Consider the following 21,599-nt stretch of genomic DNA (forward strand, 5'->3'; position numbering starts at 1 on the left):
TTCAACTTAAATTAATCATTATGGGTATTAGTATTAGTATCGTTGCTGGTCAAGATAAAGCAGCATCAAGCGTAAATGCAAGTGGATCCGTTCAACACGTGATTACCGATGAGGAAAGAACAACCTTTAAATTGGGTGATAAACAATTAAAAGATGCTGTAAATAAGTATTTTGGAAAATCTCCTAATGATGCGTACTTACATAGTCCAACTCCCTGGGGAGATCTGTATAAAAAATATAATTGGCCTCAGGTGCAGATGGTTTTGATAGTGCAAAGTGCAGAAATATTAGGAATTACATCAGAACCTGTAATTGTGAAAACACAAGATTTTACAAACAACAGTAGTATAAAAGGGACATTTAATGTTGCGATTTCAGAATCGTTAAACAATACTACTTCGTCTAATTGGAGTACAGGAGGTACATTAACCATTGGTCAGAAGTTTAGTTATGGAGTAAAATTTCTTGGAGCTGGAGCAGAAGGAGAAACCTCATTATCTTATAGCCAATCATGGGGAGTTGGTGGTCAAGAGTCTAAATCAATTACCGTAGGTTCAACATCGGGAGTAAGTGTAGAATTGGATCCTGGAGAATCTGTAGTAGCAGAGCTATCTGCCAGCAGAGGAGTTATGAAAGTAAGGATTAGATATAATGCTTATCTGATAGGTAATACAGCGGTAAATTATAATCCTACATATAAGAAACACCATTTCTGGAGTCTAGGAATCGGTGGTGTGATGTCTAAAGGAGGAGTTTCTAACTCAGTGCAATCCACAGAAGATATAGAAATTGGATACTATTCTAATTCTAAAATAGAACTAAAGAATAAAATAAGCGGTAAGATAAAAGCGAGTCATGCATTAGCAGATGCTACTGCTGGCGAACTTACATTAGCTTAACAGGTATATTAATTTTGTTTTTCCCGACTTCGATAGGGTAGTATACTATTATACTGCTTTGTCGAAGTTTTTTACCCTTTTATTAATTTAAAAATATAATCAAGTTGACTATCCTTACCTTTAATAAGATCCTCTACAGAAAATAGTATCGTGCGATCAGGAATTACACCAGAACCTTTGGGTAGGCTATTGTCTTTTACATAGTGAGTAATTCGTTCCATAGACATTACCATAATAATCTTAGCGTTAGGTAATTCATAATACACAGGAAACTGTCCGGTATGAGAGTAGTAACCACCACCTGTTTCTTCTCCAACCAAAAGAATATCTGAATCGTTTTTAGCTAATAAAGCAAGTGCCGATCCAGCAGAAAATGTAGTGCCACCTGCCAGCATATATACCTTGCCCTGAAATCTATCTTTATTCGGTACCATCATAGTCTCTAAATCATCAAAATCCAGTTTCCAACCATCATATTTCGGATGGTTATAAAACTTGTCTTTCAAGAATTCTTTTTCTCCATACGTTCTCGTAACATATGTACGTTCTGGGATTTCTAAAGAAGATACAAAAGAACTAGTCCGTTGTTTGTATAGTTTATCTGTGATAAAAGAGAAAAGATGTACTGAGTTGGGTCTAAAACCTCCATCATTATTTCGGATATCGATAACTAAATGTTTTATTTTCTTTTTCTTAATTTCTTTAAACAGTTTTGTTAGACGAGATTTAAATGCTCTAATATCTACACCAAAAGAGTTAGCAACCAATATAGCTGTTTTTAGATCATCTCTATAGTAAACAAAAGGTTCTTTGGTATTAACATGTTGTGAAAAAAAATCAACTTTATCTGTAGTATTATGATAATTAGAAAAATAAGAGTTACGGTTGATATTTCTATGTTTGGCATTTACAAAAGATTCGGCAGCTAAGGTGATTGTTTTTTTACTGCCATTAGGTGTTATGTAATCAACTGTATATTCTTTTTGTACACCATATTCATACATATAGAATAGACCAAATTTTAATTCAATATCTCTATACTTTCTAGTAAGATTATATCCATCTGTAGGCGCGTACTTTTTTAAGGCTTCTAAAATAGTTGCAGTAGGAGTTTTGTTGATAGTAGTTACTTTTGATCCAATCGGTATATCAAAATCATCTGTATCTATATAAAACTCTGCCTGTATAATTTTTAGTATTAGTGGAAAATAGTATTGTGTAGTGTTTAATGTATTAGGAGCAAATAGTAATAGATGACCATCTTTTATTTGATCAGTAATTTGTTGCATTTTTTTAAACAGTTCAATATCTGTAATATCTTCGGATAAAGATCCTTTAGTAGTACTTAGTATAGAATCTAGTGTTACTTGATCAATATATTCATAGAGTGCAGGATGTCCCTGTTTTAATATGTTTTCAAAGATTTTAAAATCTTCTTGCGCTTTTTCTGGTGTGAGTGTTTTTTGAGCAAAAAGTGAAGTAGATATAGTAATTAAAAATACAATGCACCTAATGCGATTCATGTGATAAATTTTGATATACAATTTTTAAAGACGTCACTTAAGAAAAAATGTGACAATTTCTCGTTTCCCTGAGGTGTAAAAATAAGAAATTACATACGAGCAACGATTATTTATAGATTAAAAAAAACAGGTGCTAACGAAGCACCTGTTTTTTTATATTGTATGTGTAAAGTATATTAATTTAATTTTCGTAATTGTTTCTTTATTTTTCGAATTGCGGATTCGATAGACTTTTCTGGTTCAATTACATTATACTCTCCCCAGAATTGTGGGTCAGAGAAACCAGAGGCTTCATCACTAATTACTACAGATGATTTTAAACGATCTTTAGGGCGTAAATTTTCATTCTCTGGATTCTTTTTCCAATCAGTAACAGCCATTTCTATATTTAGCTTATAGGTAGAGTTAAATAACTTCTTTTTCCAGTTTACTTTAAAAACTAAATCGATTTTACCGTATCCGTAGTACCATCTTCCATTCTTTTCTCTATAATTCATGTTATAAGTAGCAACGGTAGGGTACACTTTGGCTCTGGTAGGTTTTTTTCTAACAAATAATTTACTTGCTTCTTCTCGGTCATCTAACTTAAGACTAAAAACAGCTTTTGTTAATGCTAATGTTTCTGAATCTATATATAACTTTCCGTAGTAATAAAGATCTTTGATGTACGGTCTTTGTTTAAACTTAAGAACATAAATATAGCGATCATTAATTTTAGTGGATTTATCAAAGCTGAATTCATATATTTTCAATATATCCTCGGTAAACAGAAGGTCTGGATTTTTCATTACATCAATGAATAAGGTACTTGATGGTCCACCTTGAAGCTTTAATGTTAGTGTGTCTAACTTTTTGTAATCAGCGCTTTTTCTGGCTTTGTATAATTTAATAACATCATTTTTATCAGACGCATAAGGCTTTTTATATACATCTACAACCGCTTCAGAAAGCGAAACATACGTGCGTCTCCGTTTTATAGTCTCCCTGTAAAAAGCCGTCATAATTGTATTATCACTTTGATAATTAGCACCACGTTTTTTCATTACTGCTTTAATAAGAGCTTCTGGATTTCTAGGGTCAATATTTATTTCTGTAAGTTCTGTGATTGATGCAGATAGTTGGATTTTTGTTTTACTACCTTTTAGTGTTGACAATGATACTATTTTGCCTTTATACCCTAAGAATGAAATAGTAATATTGGCACTGGCATTACTTTTTGGAACTTTTAGCAAAAATTCACCTTCGCTATTTGTAATGGTCGAAATGTTAGTTCCGTTAAGAGAAACTGTTGCAGAAACTAAAGGCTCATTATCAGTTTTATCTACTACAAATCCTTTATATTCATTGTAGTTTGTTTCGTTTGGGATGCCAGTGTCTTGAAAAAAGCTAAACGCCTGAAGACTATTAGAATACCCAATAATTAAAAATATACTAAGTAAAAAGGTAAAACCATTTTTACTTAAAAAAGTACTTTTTTTATTCATATCATATTCGTTCAGTTAATACTATCATTCTTAAAGTTCGAGGTAAAATGTAAAGTATACAATATACTAAATTTACCAGTGAATTTTAATGTACAATAGTTAAAAATGAGCTAATTATGAGTTTGTGAGTGCTAGTTTTGATAATTGCAAAGCATTAGATTTTAGTAAATTATCATTAAAAAAGAATTCTATTAATGAGTATTTTTCTTTTTAAAAAGAAAAATAAGAATGATATTTTAGTGATATCCACTATGATCACCAAACCAATTTTTGAGCTTTATATTTAATATTTCTGTAGTAAAAGGTTTGGTAATGTAATCATCGAGCCCTTTTGCAATAAATCGCTCTGCATCGCCAGGCAATGCGTTAGAAGTAATGGCAATTACAGGAGGTACTTTTTTATATCCTTGTCGGATTAGTTTACAGGTTTCTACGCCATCTAGTTCTGGCAAGTTGATATCCATAAGAATAAGATCGTATGTGTCTTCTTCAAACATTTCTATTGCTTTTCTACCTGTCTTAGCAACATCAGCAGTACATCCCAAATATTTAAGTATTTGTTTAGAAACGATAATGTTTGTTTCTGAATCTTCTACTAGTAAAGCATGAAGATTAAATTTTTGATCATTACTTTTATCAAAAGCTTTCTCCGTAGATGGTATAACAGCGTTAGATATTTTTGTTTTAAAAGTGAACCAGAAGTTACTTCCTTTTCCGATTTCGCTTTGCACTCCTAGTTTACCATTCATTAGGTCCACTAATTTTTTGCTTATTGTTAGTCCTAACCCAGTTCCTTCACCCACAAGAATGGCTTCGTTATGTACTTGGCTAAATCTGTTAAATAATGATTTTTGGTCCTCTTTACTTATACCAATTCCAGAATCTTCAACTTCTATCTTAAAGGTTAATTCGTCATTTTTTTTAGAAACCAACGAAGACTTTACGGTAATGGTACCTTTATTGGTAAATTTAATAGCATTACCAATTAGATTAGAAATCACTTGTTTTAATCTATTATCATCGGCATAGATTTGTTCTGGTAAGGTGTCCGGGTATTCAGAAATTAAATCAATACCTTTCGCTTTGCTATTAGCAAGGAATAGGTCAATATTTTGATGTATTAATTTTTTAAGATTAATACCTTTCGGGGATAAAGAAAATTTTCCTGCTTCCATTTTGGATAAATCCAGAATTTGATTTAGAATATCTAATAAATTCTGTGAGGATTGGTGGATAGTACTTACATACTCCTTCTGTAAATCATCTAATTTTGTGTTCTTGAAAAGTAAATCAATCATACCAATAACTCCAACCATAGGAGTTCTGATTTCATGACTCATATTAGCTAAAAAATCTTGTTTAAATTTTGAAGCTTGAAGAATCTGCTTATTTGTACCTTTCAGTTTATCTAAATTACGCCCACCAAACATTGCAAAAAGTCCCAGAAATATGGGTGCAGTATCTATTATATAATGTATAGGGTGTGTTTTTTGTATAAATAGAACAGATTCCAAAGAAAACTCTAAACCTAATTTAGAAATATCTATACTGGTAGCAACAATCGGGAACATTAGTCCGAATAAAATTCCATAAAAGGTATATTTTGCGGCTTCAGATTTTAACCATGATTTTTGACTCATAGATGGTTTTTTGACTACGATCTTACGTTAGTTAATGATCCGATAAGGTTATTTTGGGGCCTTACTGGGATATATGCTAAATATAGTGGTTTTTTTGTAAATGAATAATATCTACTTTTTCGATTACTAGCCGCCGATACTAATCATGCTTCTATTTTGAGAATGAAGTTCAGGGTTTTCTAGTTTATCAGGAGTATCCATTCCTCCTCGAGAAGCAAATTTATGCTTTAGAGCAGATTGTATCGTTGGAAGTATTGATTGATTAGCCCTAAGTGGTTTTAATAAGGAAAACTCATTATTAGAAAATAAACAGTTTTTTAGTTTCCCATCTGCTGTAATACGTATTCTATTACACGTATCGCAAAAAGGATTCGTAACAGAACTAATAATAGCAAAACGACCTAAATGCCCATCAATTTTATAATTTCTAGCAGTGTCATTAGGTGAGTCTGTTAATCTTTTCAGTTGCAACGGGAAAGTATAATGTACTTTGTCCAATATCTCTTGCTGTGTTACTAATTTATCCATATTCCATTGATTACCATCAAAAGGCATGAATTCAATAAATCGAATAGTAAGATTTTGATTCTTTGTTAGATTAATAAAATCAATGATTTCATCTTCATTGAATTTTTTTATTAAAACAATATTTAGTTTAACATGAAAACCTTCCTTTTGAAAAAGTTGAATGGTATTCCAGACTTTATCGAATTCATTTCGGCGAGTAATTTTCTCAAACTTTTCTTTATGTAGTGAGTCGATACTTATGGTAATGGTATTAACATTACTTGCTTTTAAAAGAGGAAGAAAACGATCTGCTAATACTCCATTAGTCGTAATTCCTATTTCTACAGGCAGTGTGGCTAGTTTTTCTAAAATTAATGGAAAATCTTTTCTTACCATTGGTTCTCCACCAGTTAACCTAATCTTGGTAACACCAATATTAACAAACTCTTTTGCAATTGTATGGATTTCATCTGACGTCATTAGATGTTCTTTAGGTCTCAATGGTATTCCATTCGCGGGCATGCAATAGGTACATCTTAGATTGCATCTTTCTGTCAAAGAAATTCTAAGATATGTGTGTTTTCGTCCTAAACTATCTGTTAATATGTTCTGATTATTTATATCCACTTTCAATTAAGATTCGTTTCCATCGTGTTTAGCTCCTTTTAATATTCGAAAGGTATGCAATACAGCAGGGAAAATAGCTTCCATAGATTCTTTTGCTCCATTTGTTGATCCTGGTAATGCAAGTATTAATGATTCTCCAATCACGCCTGCAACACTTCTAGAAAGCATAGCATATGGCATCCTGTTTTGACCATAAGTTCGGATTGCTTCTTCTATTCCAGGAATTCTACGTTCTATTAAAGGGAGTAGTGCTTCTGGTGTTACATCCCGAGGTGATAATCCGGTACCCCCAGTAAAAATGATAAGATCATTCTCATCTTTTCTTAATTGCTTTACCTGTTGCTGTATTTCATCTATCTCATCTGGGATTATTGTATATGTGTTAATGGTAACCCCACATTCTTTTAATTTTTCTATAATCGCTTTACCTGCTTTATCTTCTTTATGACCTGCAGAAATTGAGTCAGAACATACAATAACACCCGCTGTAAAAGGTTCTCCATTATCTTTGTAACTAGATTTCCCTCCTCGTTTTTTAAGCAACTTAATATGTTGGATTTCTACATTTTTGTCAACAGGCTTAAGCATATCATACATTGTGAGGGCTACTACAGATACTCCATGCATTGCTTCAACTTCTACACCCGTTTTATAAATGGTTTTTACCGTCATTTCTATGACAATTTCTAGATTATTAATTTTGTAATCTATGCTAGTGTATTCAATAGGTAAGGGATGACAATCCGGAATCATATCACTGGTTCTTTTAACGGCAAATAAACCTGCAGTTTTAGCCATTTCAAAAACATCTCCTTTAGGAATACATTTAGAAACAATGGCTTGTATGGTTTCGGAACTTCCTACTTTTACAATAGCTTGCGCTACTGCCGTACGAAGTGTATTATTTTTATGTGTGATGTCTACCATTCTTAATTATTTACTTTCCAAACGTGAGTTTCATCTTCAAAAATTTCTTTTCCAAATACAGGGACATCTTTTTTTATTTCTTCAACTAAAAACTCCAATGCTTCAAAAGCTACTCTTCTATGCGGAGCAGATACAAATACAAAAAGACAAATTTCGCCAGCTTTTACTTTTCCTAAACTATGATAAATATGCATACAGGTAAGATCATATTTATCAAAAGTAGCTTCACGTATTTCGTGAAATTTTTCTTCGGCCATATCCTTATACGCAGAATATTCAATCGCTTGTACAATATTACCGTCAATCTCATCTGCTCGTACTTGGCCTAAAAAAATATCGTGAGCACCAATAGTTGTCTTAGTTTGATGTTTTTCGATAGAGTTTGCGATAAAATTTGGACGTATCGGTCCTTCTACAAAAACAGTTTTTCTTTTTTCCATGTATTACTTTTTTTAACCACCAGAAAATGGAGGTAATAACGCTATCTCACTTGTAGGGTTAAGTAGAGTGTTATTTGACTTAATTTCTTTATCAATCGCAATTTTAAATGATAAACTTTGCAATTTTTGATATTTGTTTTTTAGTAAATTTTCTAATTGATCTACTTTGCTACCATGTTCTAAAGAAATAATTTCTTCTTTACAATTAGTAGCTTCAGCAATCATCCCGAAATATAAAACCTTTAATTCCATTGTGTTGCCTGTTTATATTGTTGAGGTGTGTTTATGTTTTTTATGTACGGAGCTATAGCATCTTCTGTAGGAATACTTTTTACTTTTAGAGTAGAAAGTGTTTTTCTTAAGCTTAAACGTTTGTTATTGATACTTTCTAGAAAAGTACTAATAACAGATTCATTATATAATGTAATTAATGGAATATCTTGGAAAGTGATTACATCAAAATTAGGTTCATGTGCAGAAATTAATTTATCAAGAACCATATGATTTACAAAAGGGACATCACAGCTAAGGATTAAATTCTGTTTTGTTGTAGTATGAGTTAATCCAGTATAGATTCCTCCAACAGGTCCTAAATCAGGAATTATATCACAAATGCACGGATAACCAAAAATAGTATAGGCTGGATTATTAGTAATGATTAGAATTTTGTCTGTAATTGATTCTAGGGCCTTTAAAATATGAGCTATAAAAGGTTTTCCTTTGTGTAGTTTTAAACCTTTATCTTCTCCCATTCTGCTACTTTTACCACCAGCTAGTATAATCCCTGTTATGTCTAAACCTTGCAGAGAACTCATAATTGTAACTCTTTTAATTGTTGATCTAAGAAATCCCAGCAATTTTTATTGATATTTTCAAATACACTAATCATTTTTAGTCCATATTCGGTGATTTCTGTGCCACCTCCACCGCTTCCTCCAGTATTAGTAATAACAACAGGAATAGAAGCATTTTTGTTAATGGAATCAACTAAATTCCAAGCTTTTTTATACGACATCCCAAGAGATTTTGCAGCTTTAGAGAGAGAACCTTCGGTTTTTATGGCTTTTAGAATTTTAATTCTTCCTTCACCAAGGAAAACGCCCTTCTCACCTTCGATCCATATCCTGCTTTTTATATGATACATGTTAGTCGTTGTTTCCTGCAAGATATAACGAAAAAAAAGAAGAATACACTCTTTCAGAAATTTTTATGATTTATTCAAAATAGAAAGAGTTTGATAAGGTAAATTGAAATTATAGTTGTGTTCTTTTTTGAAAACATAAAATTAATCAGGTAGCAAAATAGTTTCTACCAAAGAATCTTTATCAACTTTACTAATATTTTCTGGAATAAAAACTAAAGCATTTGCTACAGCATAGGAATGTAACATGGCAGAACTTTGACCTTCTAGAATTTCTACAGTTTCATTAGAAACTTTAGCTTTTAAAAACTGTGCCCGATCTCCTTTTTTGATAAAATCTTTTGTTAAAGATTTCAGAGTCCTTTTAAGGCCAGCAGAAGCGGAATCACCCATTATTTTTTGAATAACAGGAATTACATAAATATAAAAGCAAGTAAGAGAGGATGCAGGATTACCGGGTAAAGCAAAAATGAATGTTTCCTTATTTTTTCCAAAAAACAATGGTTTACCAGGTTTTTGTTTGATTTTATAAAATAATTCTTCAGTACCAAGTTCGGATAAAGCTTCTTTTACAAAATCGTAATCACCTACAGAAATTCCTCCACTGATTAATACTAAATCATTATTTTTAATAGCTTGTCTGATTGTTTCTTTTGTACTTTCGTATTCATCCTGAACAATATATTTATTAATTTCTTTTATTTGAAATTGCTCTAGAACAGCTTGTAGTTGAACAGAATTGCTTTCATAGATTTTTCCTTCTTGCAGTTTTTGTCCAGGCGCTATCAATTCATTTCCAGTTGTTATTATTGCTGCGCTTGGGGGAACAAAAACTTCTAAATCAGTAATCCCTAATCCTGCTAAAAATCCAATACCAGCAGGAGATATTTTTGTTCCTTTTTCTAATGCAATATCTCCTTTTTTTATCTGTTCTCCAGTGGCTCTAATATTTTGGTTTTGGTGTATTTCTTCATTTATGGTAATAGTGTTTTCTGATCTTATTACCTTTTCTTGTATTACTATAGTATTTGCATTATCAGGAACTCTTGCACCTGTAAAAATGCGAACTCCTTGTCCTGGCAATAATGAATAATCATCTGCATCACCTGCTTTTACTTCACCAATAATTTGATAGGTGTTTTTATCATGAAGTAACAAGGCGTATCCATCCATCGCTGATTGACGGAATGGTGGCATATGTATGGGAGTAGGAATATTTTTGCTAAGCCTTAATCCATTGGTATCTTTTAATAAAACGGTTTTTGTTTTAGGAGTATAAAGTACTTCAGAGATTATAGACAATGCTTTTGATACAGAAATCATTTTCGAATTATTTTGTATCAAAAATATTGCTTTGTTAGGAGCTAACCTAAATTTTATAACGCATAAAAAAAGCACGGCAATAAATACCGTGCTATCATAAAACCTTACTTTTTATGATTGATTTAACCTTTAAAAACGATTTTTTTTAGTTTGTAACCTTCAATTTTAATGAAGTATGTTTTTGGATCTCTATAATTATGAATGTAATCATCAATTATACCGTGATCTAATAATCTACCTGTTAGCGTATAAAGACTATAGTTAAGACCTTGGGGAACTTCTTTGATGTCTTTAAATGTTTCTAAACCGGTACTTTGCTGACAAGTTGAGTCTGCTAGAAATCTATCGATAAAGGTAACTCGTCCTTTTTTCTCTCCTTCTAAAGTAACTGTTGCGGATTCGTCTACGTCAAGAATTCCGTTTCCAGAAATATCTCCTAATATAATTAAGCAAGCGTTTCTGATTTTAATTCTTGCACCGTTTTCGATATGTAAACTTTCTGTTATAAAAATAACACCTTCTTCGGTATTTTCGTCTAAACCATTAATTATGGTGTTCTCAGTCACTGACATTAATTTATAAGAAATGTCAATTTTTACGTTCGCAAATGCAACACTTGCGAAAAGTAATGTTAATAGGGGTAATAATTTTTTCATAAGGTTCAGTTTTTGGGTTAAACTGCAATTTAAAAAGTAAGCTTTTTCTTACTAATTTAGTGTTTTTATCGTTGTAAAACACATAATCAACGACAAGATACAACTTTTTATGTTAAAACCGTAATTTTTTACATTTAAATATTGATTTTGTTACTATGGATTTGATAAAATTTCTCATTTAACCTATAAACACTGGTGTTTAGACAAATGTTAAATTTTAGAGTTTTATTAACAGATTGATTTCCAATTTATTGCTTTTAGAGGTTTTCGTTGTAAAATGATAGATCCCGTTTTTTTAAGTGTTATTTTTAAAAATTAGTATGTGATTTAAGGATATTTAATTTTAAATTTGATCATAATGATGATCAAACTATTATTATTTTCCCAAGGCTTTAATATTTGGTTTAAAAACCTACTAAGAGAGCTTTCTAATAATTTAATCAGCCTTTTTTTTATAGGATTTGTCTATTTGGCTTTATGGCACTTTCCGCAGACAGTGGATTTATTGTTAATTCTAAATCAAGCAGACACTTTTTTACTAGAAGTTCCATTGTACTTTAGTTTGCTTATTACCGCTGCTTTTTTAATTTGGAATGCCCCTAAGTATTTTTATTTTCATAATTATAAAGATATTACTCTTACCAATCTCATAGGGTTTATTCCCAATCAACATTATCGATTTCAGGATAGAAGTGAATCTGCTAGCTATACTTATGTTACTAGAATTCATATGAGAAAAACATTACCAAGAATTTTAGCAATTTTATTACTGGCTATATCTGCATTGAGTATTCTTAATGCAATGGAATTATTTGGTTTAGAAAATACGTATACCGAGTTTTTAAATCCTACAAATACGTTGATCTTCATTATTTTTCTGTTATTACTATTGTCCGAGCCTAAATTGTATAAAGTGCTAAAGGATTTTCTTAATCGAAGTGCTAAAACTAAGTTTTTTGTCTTTATACTTTCTATTGGATTAATGGTTTTGATTATATCCTTAGGAACATTAAATACTCAAACAGAAAAGGATTTAGGTAATCTTTTTCTTTCTAGTAGTGCATTAGTACTGTTATTTTTTACTTTATCATTTAATAGTTATTGGTTTTTAAAACGTTTTCCGAAAAAGTTATTTTATACTTTTATTTTAATGTCGGGGTTCATTATGTTAATGACATTTCTATTATTTAATTTTTATCCTAGTCTGGTAACTGGAATAAATCCATTATCCGTTTTAATTCTTTCGCTTTTAAGTCTTTTCATGATTTGTTTTATCTTGATTTTAATTGGAAAAAAAATACGCCTTCCTTTATTATCAATTGTAACAGTCTTTTGTGTTTTCTCAGCTAAGTTTTTTTCAGATACGTCGGATCATTATCAACTTAATTTGATGGAAACCCATGTTGATAGGCCTTCATTAGATACTTATATATATTATTGGTTAAAGAGTAGGGAGAACATAATTAATGATAGTGAAACTACTTTTCCAATTATTATGGTTTCTGCTGAGGGAGGAGGATCGAGAGCAGGACTTTGGGCTTTTTTAGTGCATAGCTATTTGTATGAAAATACGAATGGAGATTATTTTGAAAAACATTTGCTTTCATTAACAGGAGCCTCTGGCGGTGGTGTTGGCAATTCCATGTTTTTTGCAGAAGCTAGAAATACCAGCTTACAAGGCAAAAAATCAAGGTTTAAAATTGAAGAGAATACTCAAGTACCTATTGTAGACTATAAAGCCAGTAGTATTTATAAGGAAAATTATTTATCGGTTGCGTTGTTGTCTTTATTAGGACGAGATCTATTTAAGGAAGTCACTAGTTTATTTAAATTTAAAAATAGAGGACAATTATTAGAAGAACAATGGATCGAAGCACACGAAAAATACTTTTTGGATTCAAAAGGTAAGAGTATTATTGACAAAGAGTTTCTGTCTTTTTACGATAATGCTTTTATCCTTGATACTATGGATTTGATTTCTCAAAAAATACCACCTTTATTATTTGTGAATACTACACATACTCAAACTGGAAACTATAATATTATTAGTCCAGTAGAGTACTCTCAAGTAAAAGAATTAACGGGAATGAACGATTTTTTAAGTACTATACAGGCTAGTTATCCTAATAATTCTATAGCACTTTCGACTGCGATGAGGATTAATGCAAGTTTTCCATTTATTACTCCTGTTGGAGAAGTTAGGAATACGACACAAAAAGATTTACTTATATCTGATCAATATGCAGATGCTGGATATTATGACAATATTGGAGGGAGAGTATCAATAGGTGTTGAAGAAGTGTTTAAGAAAGTATTAAGTGATTCTTTTCCTTTGTTGAGAAAGAAAGTGAAAATTAAACAATTGATTATCACCAATGAAGAAGAGCTAAAAATAGCGAAAACAAGTACACAGCTCTCAGCCCCATTAACAACTCTTAGAAATGTTAGATATGGTCATACAAAAGAGGTTATGGAAAAATTGGGCGATGATTATGTAATTAGTTTAAAACAAACAGAAATTATGCCTTCCTCGGTTAATTTGTTGACTAGAGATATTAATAAAGAAGAACTCTTTATAAAACCAGTACTGCCGCTAGGGAGATATTTATCTACTGTAGCAATTAGATCTATGGAAGCTAGATTAGATTCAGTGAAAGTGGATTTGGATTTAATTACACAATAAGCAAGTCAATTGTCGTTTTTTTTTGTACATTTGTCAATGTAAAAAATTCTTTTGGTTATGAGCGCAGTATCACCGTTGGATTATGATGGTTTAGAAAGTAATGGTTTATTGAGGTACTTAAATATAGATATTCCTTTACACAATGTTTATGATTTCATTGAACTATCTCGTAATGGTATTGATAAGCGAGCATTATTACATCTTGCTAAGACCATAGATTTTGATTTGAGTGAGTTGGCCCATGTACTACATTTGTCTGAGCGTACAATACAACGCTATGAACTTAATAAAAAGTTAAGTACTGAAGCAAGCTCCAAAGCTTTGCAATTGGCAAAACTTTATGCAAGAGGTGAAAACATTTTTGGGGATTTAGATCGTTTTAAACGGTGGATGGAGCATCCAAATGTTGCTTTAGCTACAAAAAAACCCAAAGAACTTCTTGATACCACTTTTGGGTTTCAGTTATTAAACGAAGAGTTAATTCGTATAGAGCATGGAATTTTTGCATAATGTTGGTATATAGAATTGCCAAACAAAAGTATATAAAGGACCTTACCGGAATTGGAGCTAAAACCGTTGGAGGTAGATGGAATCCAAAAGGGGTTGCTGTCCTATATACAAGTACTACTGCAGCTCTTTCTGTATTAGAAGTACTAGCTCATTTACCAGCTGCATACTTTCCAGATAATATGGCTATAGCTACGATAGAATTGCCAGATGATCTAATTTCTACAATAGATATTAAAGAATTACCAAAGGATTGGAATAAAATACCACCTTCTACAGGAATTCAACATTTTGCCTTAAACTGGATATCGGAGAATATAAGCTTGGGATTAAAAGTTCCTAGTATTATAGTACCTAGAGAACAGAATCTTCTTATTAATCCGTTACATCCTGATTTTAATTTGGTAAAGTTAATAGAGATTGAACCTTTTAGTTTTGATACACGATTACTTAAATAAATTCTTCGTATTTAATTTTTGTGACTAATGTTTACAGACTTAGTTTTACAAAATAATGACTATTATTAATGATGTTTTGTAGCTAATTTTTTGTTAATAAGATAATATTTTTTATGGTTTAAGCATTGTTAGTCAGTGGTTTAATAGTTATTTTTTTATTTTGAATTAGTTAAATTTTTAAAAAGAACTTCCTGTATTTTCGCAATTTGTCTAACTTGCAAGATTGGATATGAGTAACGAATCCTCAATTTTTACGTCTTATTCCAAAGAACTAAACTTAATTTATTAATAAAATGAATACAAAAATGAGAAAAGTGTATTTTTTGGCTGCATTCGTCATTGCATTCGTCAGTTGCAAGAATGAAACCAAAAAAGAGGAAGAAAAAGATGCTGAGGCTGTAGCCGAAGTTGAAAAAATTCCAGGTATCGTTTTGGACAATATGGACCCCACCGTTAGTCCAAAAGAAGATTTTTATAACTACATTAATGGTAGTTGGATGAAGAATACAGAAATTCCAGAAGATAGAACTAGCTGGGGTGGTTTTGGCGTATTAAGAAAATCTACGGATAATGATGTTTTAGAAATCTTAGCTAAAGCGAAAAAGAGTGGAAAATATAATGTAGATACTGATCAGGCTAAGGCTTTAGCTATTTTCGATACTAAATTAGATACTACTGCTAGAAATGCTGCTGGAGTAAAGCCACTTCAACCTGCTTTAGATGCTATTACGTCTATTAAGAATCTAGAGGATCTTCAAACAGTATTGGCAAAGAACCCTTCGGTTTCTTCACCTTTTATTGGATTGGGAGTACAGGCAGATCTTAATAATAGTGCTATGAATGCAGTATATCTTGGTCAAAATGGCCTTGGTTTACCAGATAGAGATTACTATTTAGATCAGGACTCAAAATCAAAAGAAATTCGTGAAGAGTACAAAAAGCATATTGTAAGAATGCTTGGGATGTTAGGAGATGCGGAGGCTGATGCAAAAATTGCAGCAGATAAAATCCTAAAGATGGAAACCCAACTTGCAGAACCAAGACTTAATAAAGAAGAAAGTAGAGATGCACGTAATTATAATAATCCAAGAACACTTGCAGAGGCAGACAAAATGTTGTCAACTTTAGATTTAAATAAAATGATTTCAGATCTTGGTGTAACTAAAAAGTTTGATACTATTATAGTCGCGCATTTGAGATATACAAAGTCTTTAGATGGTTTTTTAAAAAATACACCGATAGAAGATATCAAAACACTCGTAAGATGGGATACCTTTAATAGTGCTACAGGTCTTCTGTCAACCGATATAGAAAAAGCAAACTGGGAATTTTATAGTAAATATTTAAGAGGTCAAAAAGAGCAAAGACCAGCTGATGAACGTGCTTTAGCAACTGTTAATGGAACAGTAGGAGAAGCATTAGGTCAATTATATGTTGACGAAAAGTTTCCGCCTGAAGCAAAAGAAAAGGCAGAAAAAATGATTGCTAATGTTATTACAGCTTTTAAAGGTAGAATTGAGCGATTAGATTGGATGAGTGATACCACAAAGGTAAAAGCAATAGAAAAGCTTGATAAATTTACAGTTAAGATTGGATATCCAGATAAGTGGGAAGATTATTCTAAGATGGCAGTTTCTGCAGATAAATCGTATTTTGATAATATGGCTGCTGTAAGCAAATGGGCTCAGGATAGACAATTTGATGATATTGGAGAACCAGTAGATAAAACTAAATGGGGAATGTCTCCTCAAACAGTTAATGCTTATTTTAATCCTCTTAATAACGAGATTGTTTTTCCTGCTGCGATATTACAACCACCATTTTATAATTATACTGCTGATGAAGCTGTAAATTATGGAGGGATCGGAGCTGTTATTGGTCATGAAATTTCTCATGCTTTTGATGATTCTGGGGCTCGTTTTGATGCAAATGGGAATTTATCTAATTGGTGGACAGAAGATGATCTTAAGAAATTTACCGAAAGAGGAGATGCTCTTGCTGAACAATATAGCGCAATCGAAGTGTTAGATAGTGTATATATTAATGGTAAGTTTACTCTTGGAGAGAATATAGGAGATTTAGGTGGTGTATTAGGCGCTTATGACGGGTTGCAAATGCACTTAACTGAAAATGGAAGACCTGAAGATATTGATGGGTTTACAACAGAACAAAGATTTTTTATGTCTTGGGCTACCGTTTGGAGAACTAAGATTAGAGAAGATGCATTAAGAACCCAAATTAAAACAGATCCGCATTCTCCTGGTACTACTAGAGCAATTCAACCATTGTTAAATGTTCAAGCATTTTATGATGCTTTCGATATAAAACAAGGAGATAAAATGTATTTAGAACCAGAGAAGAGAGTAAGTATTTGGTAGACAAGTAAAAATAAATAAAAAGCCCTGATAACATCGGGGCTTTTTTTATGGAAAATTTTTAATTCTCTTTTATTTCATTCATTAAAAGGAATGCGTCATTTACATATTCTTTTTCTAAAAAAAGAGTGAAGTAATTAGAAGTAGATATAATTTCAAAAACCGGAATCCCTTCATATGCCAAAAGCTTAAATATATAAAAGTATAATCCGATAGATCTTGAACTATCATCTGGAAGAGCAATAGACATAGAAGATAAATCATCTTTGACGGATATACATGTTTCATCCTTAAAATGATCTTCAACAATTGCCTTAAGCGATGAAGAAACAAGTATATTACTTTCTTGGAAATTACTAGAATATGTGAAATAGGTTTTTGTTTTATCTTTCACAGTATTCAATAGATTAGATTGACTGGTAAGAATTGTATTAGAATTTAAAAAAGCATATTCCGTAATTCCTGATCTTACCACAATATCACCTAAACTTCCAAGGTTTTCTGAATGTTTAATTCTTTTAGGATGATATCTTCGTAAAGCCATTACAATGGAACCTGACTTTACTGGTTTTCTCATTTCTTTTTCTACTTGCGGCAATAGATCGGTAGCGAGTGAACTAAAATTAATAATATCTCGTGATAGTGCGTCTTCCAAAAATGGCTGATGCCTCAGTATATTGTGAACACAATCTGTAATAGTTTTCATTCTGTTAGATATTTAACATATTGTGTAAATATATACTTTTTTTATCAAAATATTTATTCTTTATGCTCTATTGTCTAATTATGCATTGTAAAAAATAAAAATTGCTATGAAGATTTTAAAGTTTGGAGGAACATCTGTTGGGTCTGTAGAGAATTTGTATAAAGTTAAGGATATACTTATAAGTGATAATGACCAAAAGATCGTAGTATGTTCTGCGATGTCTGGAGTTACTGATCAGTTGGTAAATTTAGTAGCATATATAAAACTAAAAGATGCAGAAGGTATTACTAGAAATCTTCATAGATTAGAGAATAAACATTTAGAGGTAGTTGATACCTTAGTAGATGACTTAATGCTAAAAAATAGTCTTAAGGATGGAATTTCTTCAATGATAACAGAAATGTTAGAGTTATCTAACCAGGAATATACAGAAGTGTTAAATGCTAGGGTTCTTACTTTTGGTGAGACATTGTTAACATACATTTTTTCAAACTTTTTGAGCGCTATTGGAGTTACCAATCGATTAATTTCGGCAAAGGACTTTATGTGTGTAGATAATGTAGATAATCCAAATATCAAAAAGGTCTCTCAGAAATTAAATGAAGTTCTAGAAAGTAATGAAACTTCAAATATATATATAACGCAAGGATTTGTTTGTAGAGATCACTTACATCAAATTAGCACGCTTAAAAGAGGAGGTAGTGATTATACCGCTACTATTATAGGCGCCGCAATAAATGCTAGCGAAATTCAAATATGGACAGATATAGATGGGTTACATAATAATGATCCTAGATATGTAGAAGGTACTAACCCAATTGCTCATCTTACATATAATGAAGCTGCTGAATTAGCATATTTCGGGGCCAAAATTTTACATCCGCAGACAGTTTCTCCAGTTGTAGATAAAGATATTCCTGTATTATTAAAAAATACATTCGATCCTAAGGCTGCTGGAACAGTAATCTCAAATAAAACATATAGAAAAGGGTTAAAAGCCATTTCTGCAAAAGATGGAATAACAGCCATTAAAATTAAATCAAATAGAATGTTGATGGCGCACGGATATCTTAGAAGAATTTTCGAAGTTTTTGATAATTATCATACATCTATAGATATGATTACCACATCAGAGATAGCAATTTCTTTAACGATTGATGATATTACTCACATTGATGAAATAGTGAAAGAAATAGAGGGGTATGCAGAGGTGACGGTAGAGCAGAATCATAGTATTATTTGTATTGTTGGAGAATCTGTAATTAACGATAAAAACTCTCATAAACTTTTTGAAATCCTTAATTATATACCTGTAAGAATGATTTCTTACGGAGGGAGTAATAATAATATCTCCATTCTTGTAGAAACCAAAGATAAAATACCAACCCTTAGATTTTTAAATGAGAGGCTGTTTCTTTCTCATCAGGAAGCAGTTCTCTAAATTGTTTGTTATGTAATATGATGAGCTTTAAGTAAAAGAAAAACACAGTATTTGTATTGTTTTTTTTTAATGAAATAAAATTTTACTTTTATAAAGATTATTGTTTTTTATTTAATCCCAACAATTAACCAGGTTGGGATTTTTTCAAATAAATATAGGGTAGAAAGATAATTAACTGTTTTATATATAAACCAATAAACTTAAACCACTCCCAATGTTAAAGAGAATCGTAGAAAAATATCGTCTAGAAATTGTTTTGTTTGTTTTTTATTCGATTGTTACTGTTACTTTTATTAAGTTATTTTTATTTTAAAGTATTTCATACCAGGGTATTAGTTTTAATAGAAAGTGATTGTTTTCTATTGGTTGTAAATCTCTATATTTTCAGTAGTTAAATTCCTTTCGACTACTAATTATATATTTTCTTTTCTTAAGCTTTAAGCAAAGTATTTGTAGTACGATAATATTTAATACAGATCTAATCTGTAATGCAATTTAATAACAGGTTTTTAAATTTTTTTGAAAAAAATAATGATTTGCCAGTAACATATAGATCGTAAATGACATATACTTATAACGATGGTATCACATAAGGAGATATTCTAGTTATAATTTAAAAAAAGAATATGCTTATTAAGGTCTTTGGAAGTGCTGTTTTCGGCGTTGAGGCTACGACAATAACTGTAGAAGTTAATATAGATAAAGGGATTGGATATCATTTAGTAGGATTGCCTGACAATGCTATTAAAGAAAGTAGTTTTCGAATAGCAGCTGCACTACAGAATAATAATTATAAACTTCCTGGTAAGAAGATTACCATTAATATGGCTCCCGCAGATCTTAGAAAAGAGGGATCAGCATATGACCTAACATTGGCTTTAGGAATATTGGCGGCTAGTTCTCAAATTAAGGGAGAACAAATTTCTGATTATTTAATAATGGGAGAATTATCATTAGACGGAAGCCTTCAACCCATAAAGGGAGCTTTGCCCATTGCCATTAAAGCTAGAGAAGAAGGGTTTAAAGGATTTATTTTACCTACTCAAAATGCAAAAGAAGCTGCAATAGTGGATAATCTGGAAGTTTATGGTGTAACAAATATTAAAGAAGTTATAGATTTTTTCGATGGAAAAGGAACTTTGAATCAAACCGTTGTGGATACTAGAGAAGAATTTTATAAAGAACTAGATAATCCAGAGTTTGATTTTGCGGATGTAAAAGGGCAAGAAAGTATAAAAAGATGCATGGAGATTGCTGCTGCAGGTGGTCATAATATTATTTTAGTTGGACCTCCAGGTAGTGGAAAAACAATGTTGAGTAAGAGGTTACCAAGCATATTACCTCCAATGTCTCTTCAAGAAGCATTAGAAACCACGAAAATTCATAGTGTTGTTGGAAGAATAAAAGATAATGTTGGATTAATGGCGCAACGTCCTTTTCGCAGCCCTCATCACACAATATCTAATGTTGCTTTAGTTGGTGGAGGTAGTTATCCACAACCTGGTGAGATTTCTTTGTCACATAATGGCGTCTTGTTTTTGGATGAACTTCCTGAATTTAAACGAGAAGTCTTAGAAGTTATGCGTCAACCATTAGAGGATAGAGAAGTAACAATTTCTAGAGCTAAGTTTACCGTAACTTACCCATCGAGTTTTATGTTGGTAGCAAGTATGAATCCAAGCCCTGGTGGGTATTTTAATGATCCCGATGCGCCAGTAACTTCTTCTCCTGCAGAAATGCAAAGGTACCTTAGTAAAATATCTGGACCTTTATTGGATCGAATTGATATTCATATCGAAGTTACTCCGGTTCCTTTTGATAAACTAAGTGAAGAAAGAAGAGGTGAGAGTAGTGTTATGATAAGACAACGTGTTATTAAAGCTAGGGATATACAAACAAAAAGGTTTCTAGATTTAAAAAATATTCATTATAACGCCCAGATGGGTGTGAGACAATTAAGAGTTTATTGTCAATTAGATGATGCTTCAAAAGAATTATTAAAAACCGCTATGGAAAGATTAAACCTTTCGGCTAGAGCGTATGATAGAATTTTAAAGGTTTCTAGAACTATCGCAGATTTAGAAGGTTCTCAATCAATTAATGGAGATCATATTTCTGAAGCAATACAGTATCGAAGTTTAGATCGTGATGGATGGTTGGGTTAAATTTTATTGAATAGGCAGAAGTTTTTTACATTATAAGTAGGGTAATTTTTGCTAAAACTGTTGTAACTAGACAAGACTTTTTTTTTGAATTAAATAA

General features: G+C 31.5%; 19 protein-coding genes. 7 read left to right on the forward strand and 12 right to left on the reverse strand.

Annotated elements, in window-relative coordinates; genetic code table 11:
* The first annotated feature begins 20 nt into the window (after nucleotides 1-20).
* Nucleotides 21-899, forward strand: coding sequence for a follicular epithelium yolk protein subunit (locus NMK29_RS04910; protein WP_108802483.1), 879 nt, complete (start codon nucleotides 21-23; stop codon nucleotides 897-899).
* A gap of 71 nt (nucleotides 900-970) precedes the next feature.
* On the opposite strand, the gene NMK29_RS04915 is transcribed toward NMK29_RS04910, so the two are convergent.
* The 11 genes from NMK29_RS04915 to NMK29_RS04965 all read right to left on the reverse strand — a co-directional run bounded on the left by NMK29_RS04915 (nucleotide 971) and on the right by NMK29_RS04965 (nucleotide 11,167).
* Nucleotides 971-2,422 carry a S41 family peptidase gene (locus NMK29_RS04915; protein ID WP_108802484.1) on the reverse strand — a complete coding sequence of 484 codons (1,452 nt, stop codon included), beginning with the start codon at nucleotides 2,420-2,422 and terminating at the stop codon, nucleotides 971-973.
* Between the two features lie 176 nt (nucleotides 2,423-2,598).
* Nucleotides 2,599-3,906: a carboxypeptidase-like regulatory domain-containing protein gene (locus NMK29_RS04920; protein ID WP_108802485.1), complete on the reverse strand. Its 1,308-nt coding sequence runs from the start codon at nucleotides 3,904-3,906 to the stop codon at nucleotides 2,599-2,601.
* A gap of 236 nt (nucleotides 3,907-4,142) precedes the next feature.
* Nucleotides 4,143-5,546 carry an ATP-binding protein gene (locus NMK29_RS04925; RefSeq protein WP_108802486.1) on the reverse strand — a complete coding sequence of 468 codons (1,404 nt, stop codon included), beginning with the start codon at nucleotides 5,544-5,546 and terminating at the stop codon, nucleotides 4,143-4,145.
* A gap of 126 nt (nucleotides 5,547-5,672) precedes the next feature.
* Nucleotides 5,673-6,680 carry a GTP 3',8-cyclase MoaA gene (gene moaA, locus NMK29_RS04930; RefSeq protein WP_108802565.1) on the reverse strand — a complete coding sequence of 336 codons (1,008 nt, stop codon included), beginning with the start codon at nucleotides 6,678-6,680 and terminating at the stop codon, nucleotides 5,673-5,675.
* Nucleotides 6,681-6,686: 6 nt separating this feature from the next.
* On the reverse strand, nucleotides 6,687-7,607 hold the full coding sequence (gene moaCB, locus NMK29_RS04935) for a bifunctional molybdenum cofactor biosynthesis protein MoaC/MoaB (protein WP_108802487.1): 921 nt from the start codon (nucleotides 7,605-7,607) through the stop codon (nucleotides 6,687-6,689).
* Between the two features lie 2 nt (nucleotides 7,608-7,609).
* Complete coding sequence (locus NMK29_RS04940) at nucleotides 7,610-8,047, reverse strand: molybdenum cofactor biosynthesis protein MoaE (RefSeq protein ID WP_108802488.1); 438 nt, start codon at nucleotides 8,045-8,047, stop codon at nucleotides 7,610-7,612.
* Nucleotides 8,048-8,059: 12 nt separating this feature from the next.
* Nucleotides 8,060-8,299, reverse strand: a complete 240-nt coding sequence (locus NMK29_RS04945; RefSeq protein ID WP_108802489.1) for a MoaD/ThiS family protein — start codon at nucleotides 8,297-8,299, stop codon at nucleotides 8,060-8,062.
* Nucleotides 8,290-8,862 (reverse strand): molybdenum cofactor guanylyltransferase, encoded by a 573-nt coding sequence (locus tag NMK29_RS04950; RefSeq protein WP_108802490.1) that lies wholly within the window; start codon nucleotides 8,860-8,862, stop codon nucleotides 8,290-8,292. The genes NMK29_RS04945 and NMK29_RS04950 overlap by 10 nt, the downstream gene beginning before the upstream one ends.
* On the reverse strand, nucleotides 8,859-9,191 hold the full coding sequence (locus NMK29_RS04955) for a winged helix-turn-helix domain-containing protein (RefSeq protein WP_108802491.1): 333 nt from the start codon (nucleotides 9,189-9,191) through the stop codon (nucleotides 8,859-8,861). The genes NMK29_RS04950 and NMK29_RS04955 overlap by 4 nt, the downstream gene beginning before the upstream one ends.
* 141 nt (nucleotides 9,192-9,332) lie before the next feature.
* Nucleotides 9,333-10,511 (reverse strand): gephyrin-like molybdotransferase Glp, encoded by a 1,179-nt coding sequence (glp, locus tag NMK29_RS04960; protein ID WP_108802492.1) that lies wholly within the window; start codon nucleotides 10,509-10,511, stop codon nucleotides 9,333-9,335.
* Nucleotides 10,512-10,633: 122 nt separating this feature from the next.
* On the reverse strand, nucleotides 10,634-11,167 hold the full coding sequence (locus NMK29_RS04965) for a hypothetical protein (protein ID WP_108802493.1): 534 nt from the start codon (nucleotides 11,165-11,167) through the stop codon (nucleotides 10,634-10,636).
* Nucleotides 11,168-11,525: 358 nt separating this feature from the next.
* On the opposite strand from NMK29_RS04965, the gene NMK29_RS04970 reads away from it, so the two are divergent.
* The 4 genes from NMK29_RS04970 to NMK29_RS04985 all read left to right on the forward strand — a co-directional run bounded on the left by NMK29_RS04970 (nucleotide 11,526) and on the right by NMK29_RS04985 (nucleotide 17,193).
* Complete coding sequence (locus NMK29_RS04970; RefSeq protein ID WP_108802494.1) at nucleotides 11,526-13,850, forward strand: hypothetical protein; 2,325 nt, start codon at nucleotides 11,526-11,528, stop codon at nucleotides 13,848-13,850.
* Between the two features lie 57 nt (nucleotides 13,851-13,907).
* A complete protein-coding gene (locus NMK29_RS04975; protein WP_108802495.1) occupies nucleotides 13,908-14,360 on the forward strand; it encodes an antitoxin Xre/MbcA/ParS toxin-binding domain-containing protein in 453 nt (150 codons plus the stop codon).
* Nucleotides 14,360-14,815 (forward strand): RES family NAD+ phosphorylase, encoded by a 456-nt coding sequence (locus NMK29_RS04980; RefSeq protein ID WP_108802496.1) that lies wholly within the window; start codon nucleotides 14,360-14,362, stop codon nucleotides 14,813-14,815. Before NMK29_RS04975 ends, NMK29_RS04980 begins: the two co-directional genes overlap by 1 nt.
* Before the next feature lie 305 nt (nucleotides 14,816-15,120).
* Nucleotides 15,121-17,193 carry a M13 family metallopeptidase gene (locus tag NMK29_RS04985; RefSeq protein WP_108802497.1) on the forward strand — a complete coding sequence of 691 codons (2,073 nt, stop codon included), beginning with the start codon at nucleotides 15,121-15,123 and terminating at the stop codon, nucleotides 17,191-17,193.
* Nucleotides 17,194-17,251: 58 nt separating this feature from the next.
* On the opposite strand, the gene NMK29_RS04990 is transcribed toward NMK29_RS04985, so the two are convergent.
* Nucleotides 17,252-17,896 (reverse strand): hypothetical protein, encoded by a 645-nt coding sequence (locus NMK29_RS04990; protein WP_108802498.1) that lies wholly within the window; start codon nucleotides 17,894-17,896, stop codon nucleotides 17,252-17,254.
* Between the two features lie 106 nt (nucleotides 17,897-18,002).
* Here NMK29_RS04990 and NMK29_RS04995 point away from each other — a divergent pair, with 106 nt between their 5' ends.
* Nucleotides 18,003-19,337, forward strand: coding sequence for an aspartate kinase (locus tag NMK29_RS04995; protein ID WP_108802499.1), 1,335 nt, complete (start codon nucleotides 18,003-18,005; stop codon nucleotides 19,335-19,337).
* Between the two features lie 626 nt (nucleotides 19,338-19,963).
* Nucleotides 19,964-21,502: a YifB family Mg chelatase-like AAA ATPase gene (locus NMK29_RS05000; protein WP_108802500.1), complete on the forward strand. Its 1,539-nt coding sequence runs from the start codon at nucleotides 19,964-19,966 to the stop codon at nucleotides 21,500-21,502.
* The last annotated feature ends 97 nt before the right edge of the window (nucleotides 21,503-21,599 follow it).

This window comes from Aquimarina sp. Aq107 (assembly GCF_943733665.1).
Taxonomy (GTDB): domain Bacteria; phylum Bacteroidota; class Bacteroidia; order Flavobacteriales; family Flavobacteriaceae; genus Aquimarina.

Excerpts from the sequence above, each read along its gene's own strand:
- NMK29_RS04980 (WP_108802496.1), top strand. The coding sequence starts at position 14,360 with ATGTTGGTATATAGAATTGCCAAACAAAAGTATATAAAGGACCTTACC.
- NMK29_RS04945 (WP_108802489.1), bottom strand. The coding sequence starts at position 8,299 with ATGGAATTAAAGGTTTTATATTTCGGGATGATTGCTGAAGCTACTAAT.
- NMK29_RS04975 (WP_108802495.1), top strand. The coding sequence starts at position 13,908 with ATGAGCGCAGTATCACCGTTGGATTATGATGGTTTAGAAAGTAATGGT.
- NMK29_RS04965 (WP_108802493.1), bottom strand. The coding sequence starts at position 11,167 with ATGAAAAAATTATTACCCCTATTAACATTACTTTTCGCAAGTGTTGCA.
- NMK29_RS04940 (WP_108802488.1), bottom strand. The coding sequence starts at position 8,047 with ATGGAAAAAAGAAAAACTGTTTTTGTAGAAGGACCGATACGTCCAAAT.
- NMK29_RS04985 (WP_108802497.1), top strand. The coding sequence starts at position 15,121 with ATGAGAAAAGTGTATTTTTTGGCTGCATTCGTCATTGCATTCGTCAGT.
- NMK29_RS04995 (WP_108802499.1), top strand. The coding sequence starts at position 18,003 with ATGAAGATTTTAAAGTTTGGAGGAACATCTGTTGGGTCTGTAGAGAAT.
- NMK29_RS04920 (WP_108802485.1), bottom strand. The coding sequence starts at position 3,906 with ATGAATAAAAAAAGTACTTTTTTAAGTAAAAATGGTTTTACCTTTTTA.
- moaCB (WP_108802487.1), bottom strand. The coding sequence starts at position 7,607 with ATGGTAGACATCACACATAAAAATAATACACTTCGTACGGCAGTAGCG.
- NMK29_RS04915 (WP_108802484.1), bottom strand. The coding sequence starts at position 2,422 with ATGAATCGCATTAGGTGCATTGTATTTTTAATTACTATATCTACTTCA.
- NMK29_RS05000 (WP_108802500.1), top strand. The coding sequence starts at position 19,964 with ATGCTTATTAAGGTCTTTGGAAGTGCTGTTTTCGGCGTTGAGGCTACG.
- NMK29_RS04925 (WP_108802486.1), bottom strand. The coding sequence starts at position 5,546 with ATGAGTCAAAAATCATGGTTAAAATCTGAAGCCGCAAAATATACCTTT.
- NMK29_RS04990 (WP_108802498.1), bottom strand. The coding sequence starts at position 17,896 with ATGAAAACTATTACAGATTGTGTTCACAATATACTGAGGCATCAGCCA.
- NMK29_RS04950 (WP_108802490.1), bottom strand. The coding sequence starts at position 8,862 with ATGAGTTCTCTGCAAGGTTTAGACATAACAGGGATTATACTAGCTGGT.
- glp (WP_108802492.1), bottom strand. The coding sequence starts at position 10,511 with ATGATTTCTGTATCAAAAGCATTGTCTATAATCTCTGAAGTACTTTAT.
- NMK29_RS04910 (WP_108802483.1), top strand. The coding sequence starts at position 21 with ATGGGTATTAGTATTAGTATCGTTGCTGGTCAAGATAAAGCAGCATCA.
- NMK29_RS04970 (WP_108802494.1), top strand. The coding sequence starts at position 11,526 with ATGATGATCAAACTATTATTATTTTCCCAAGGCTTTAATATTTGGTTT.
- NMK29_RS04955 (WP_108802491.1), bottom strand. The coding sequence starts at position 9,191 with ATGTATCATATAAAAAGCAGGATATGGATCGAAGGTGAGAAGGGCGTT.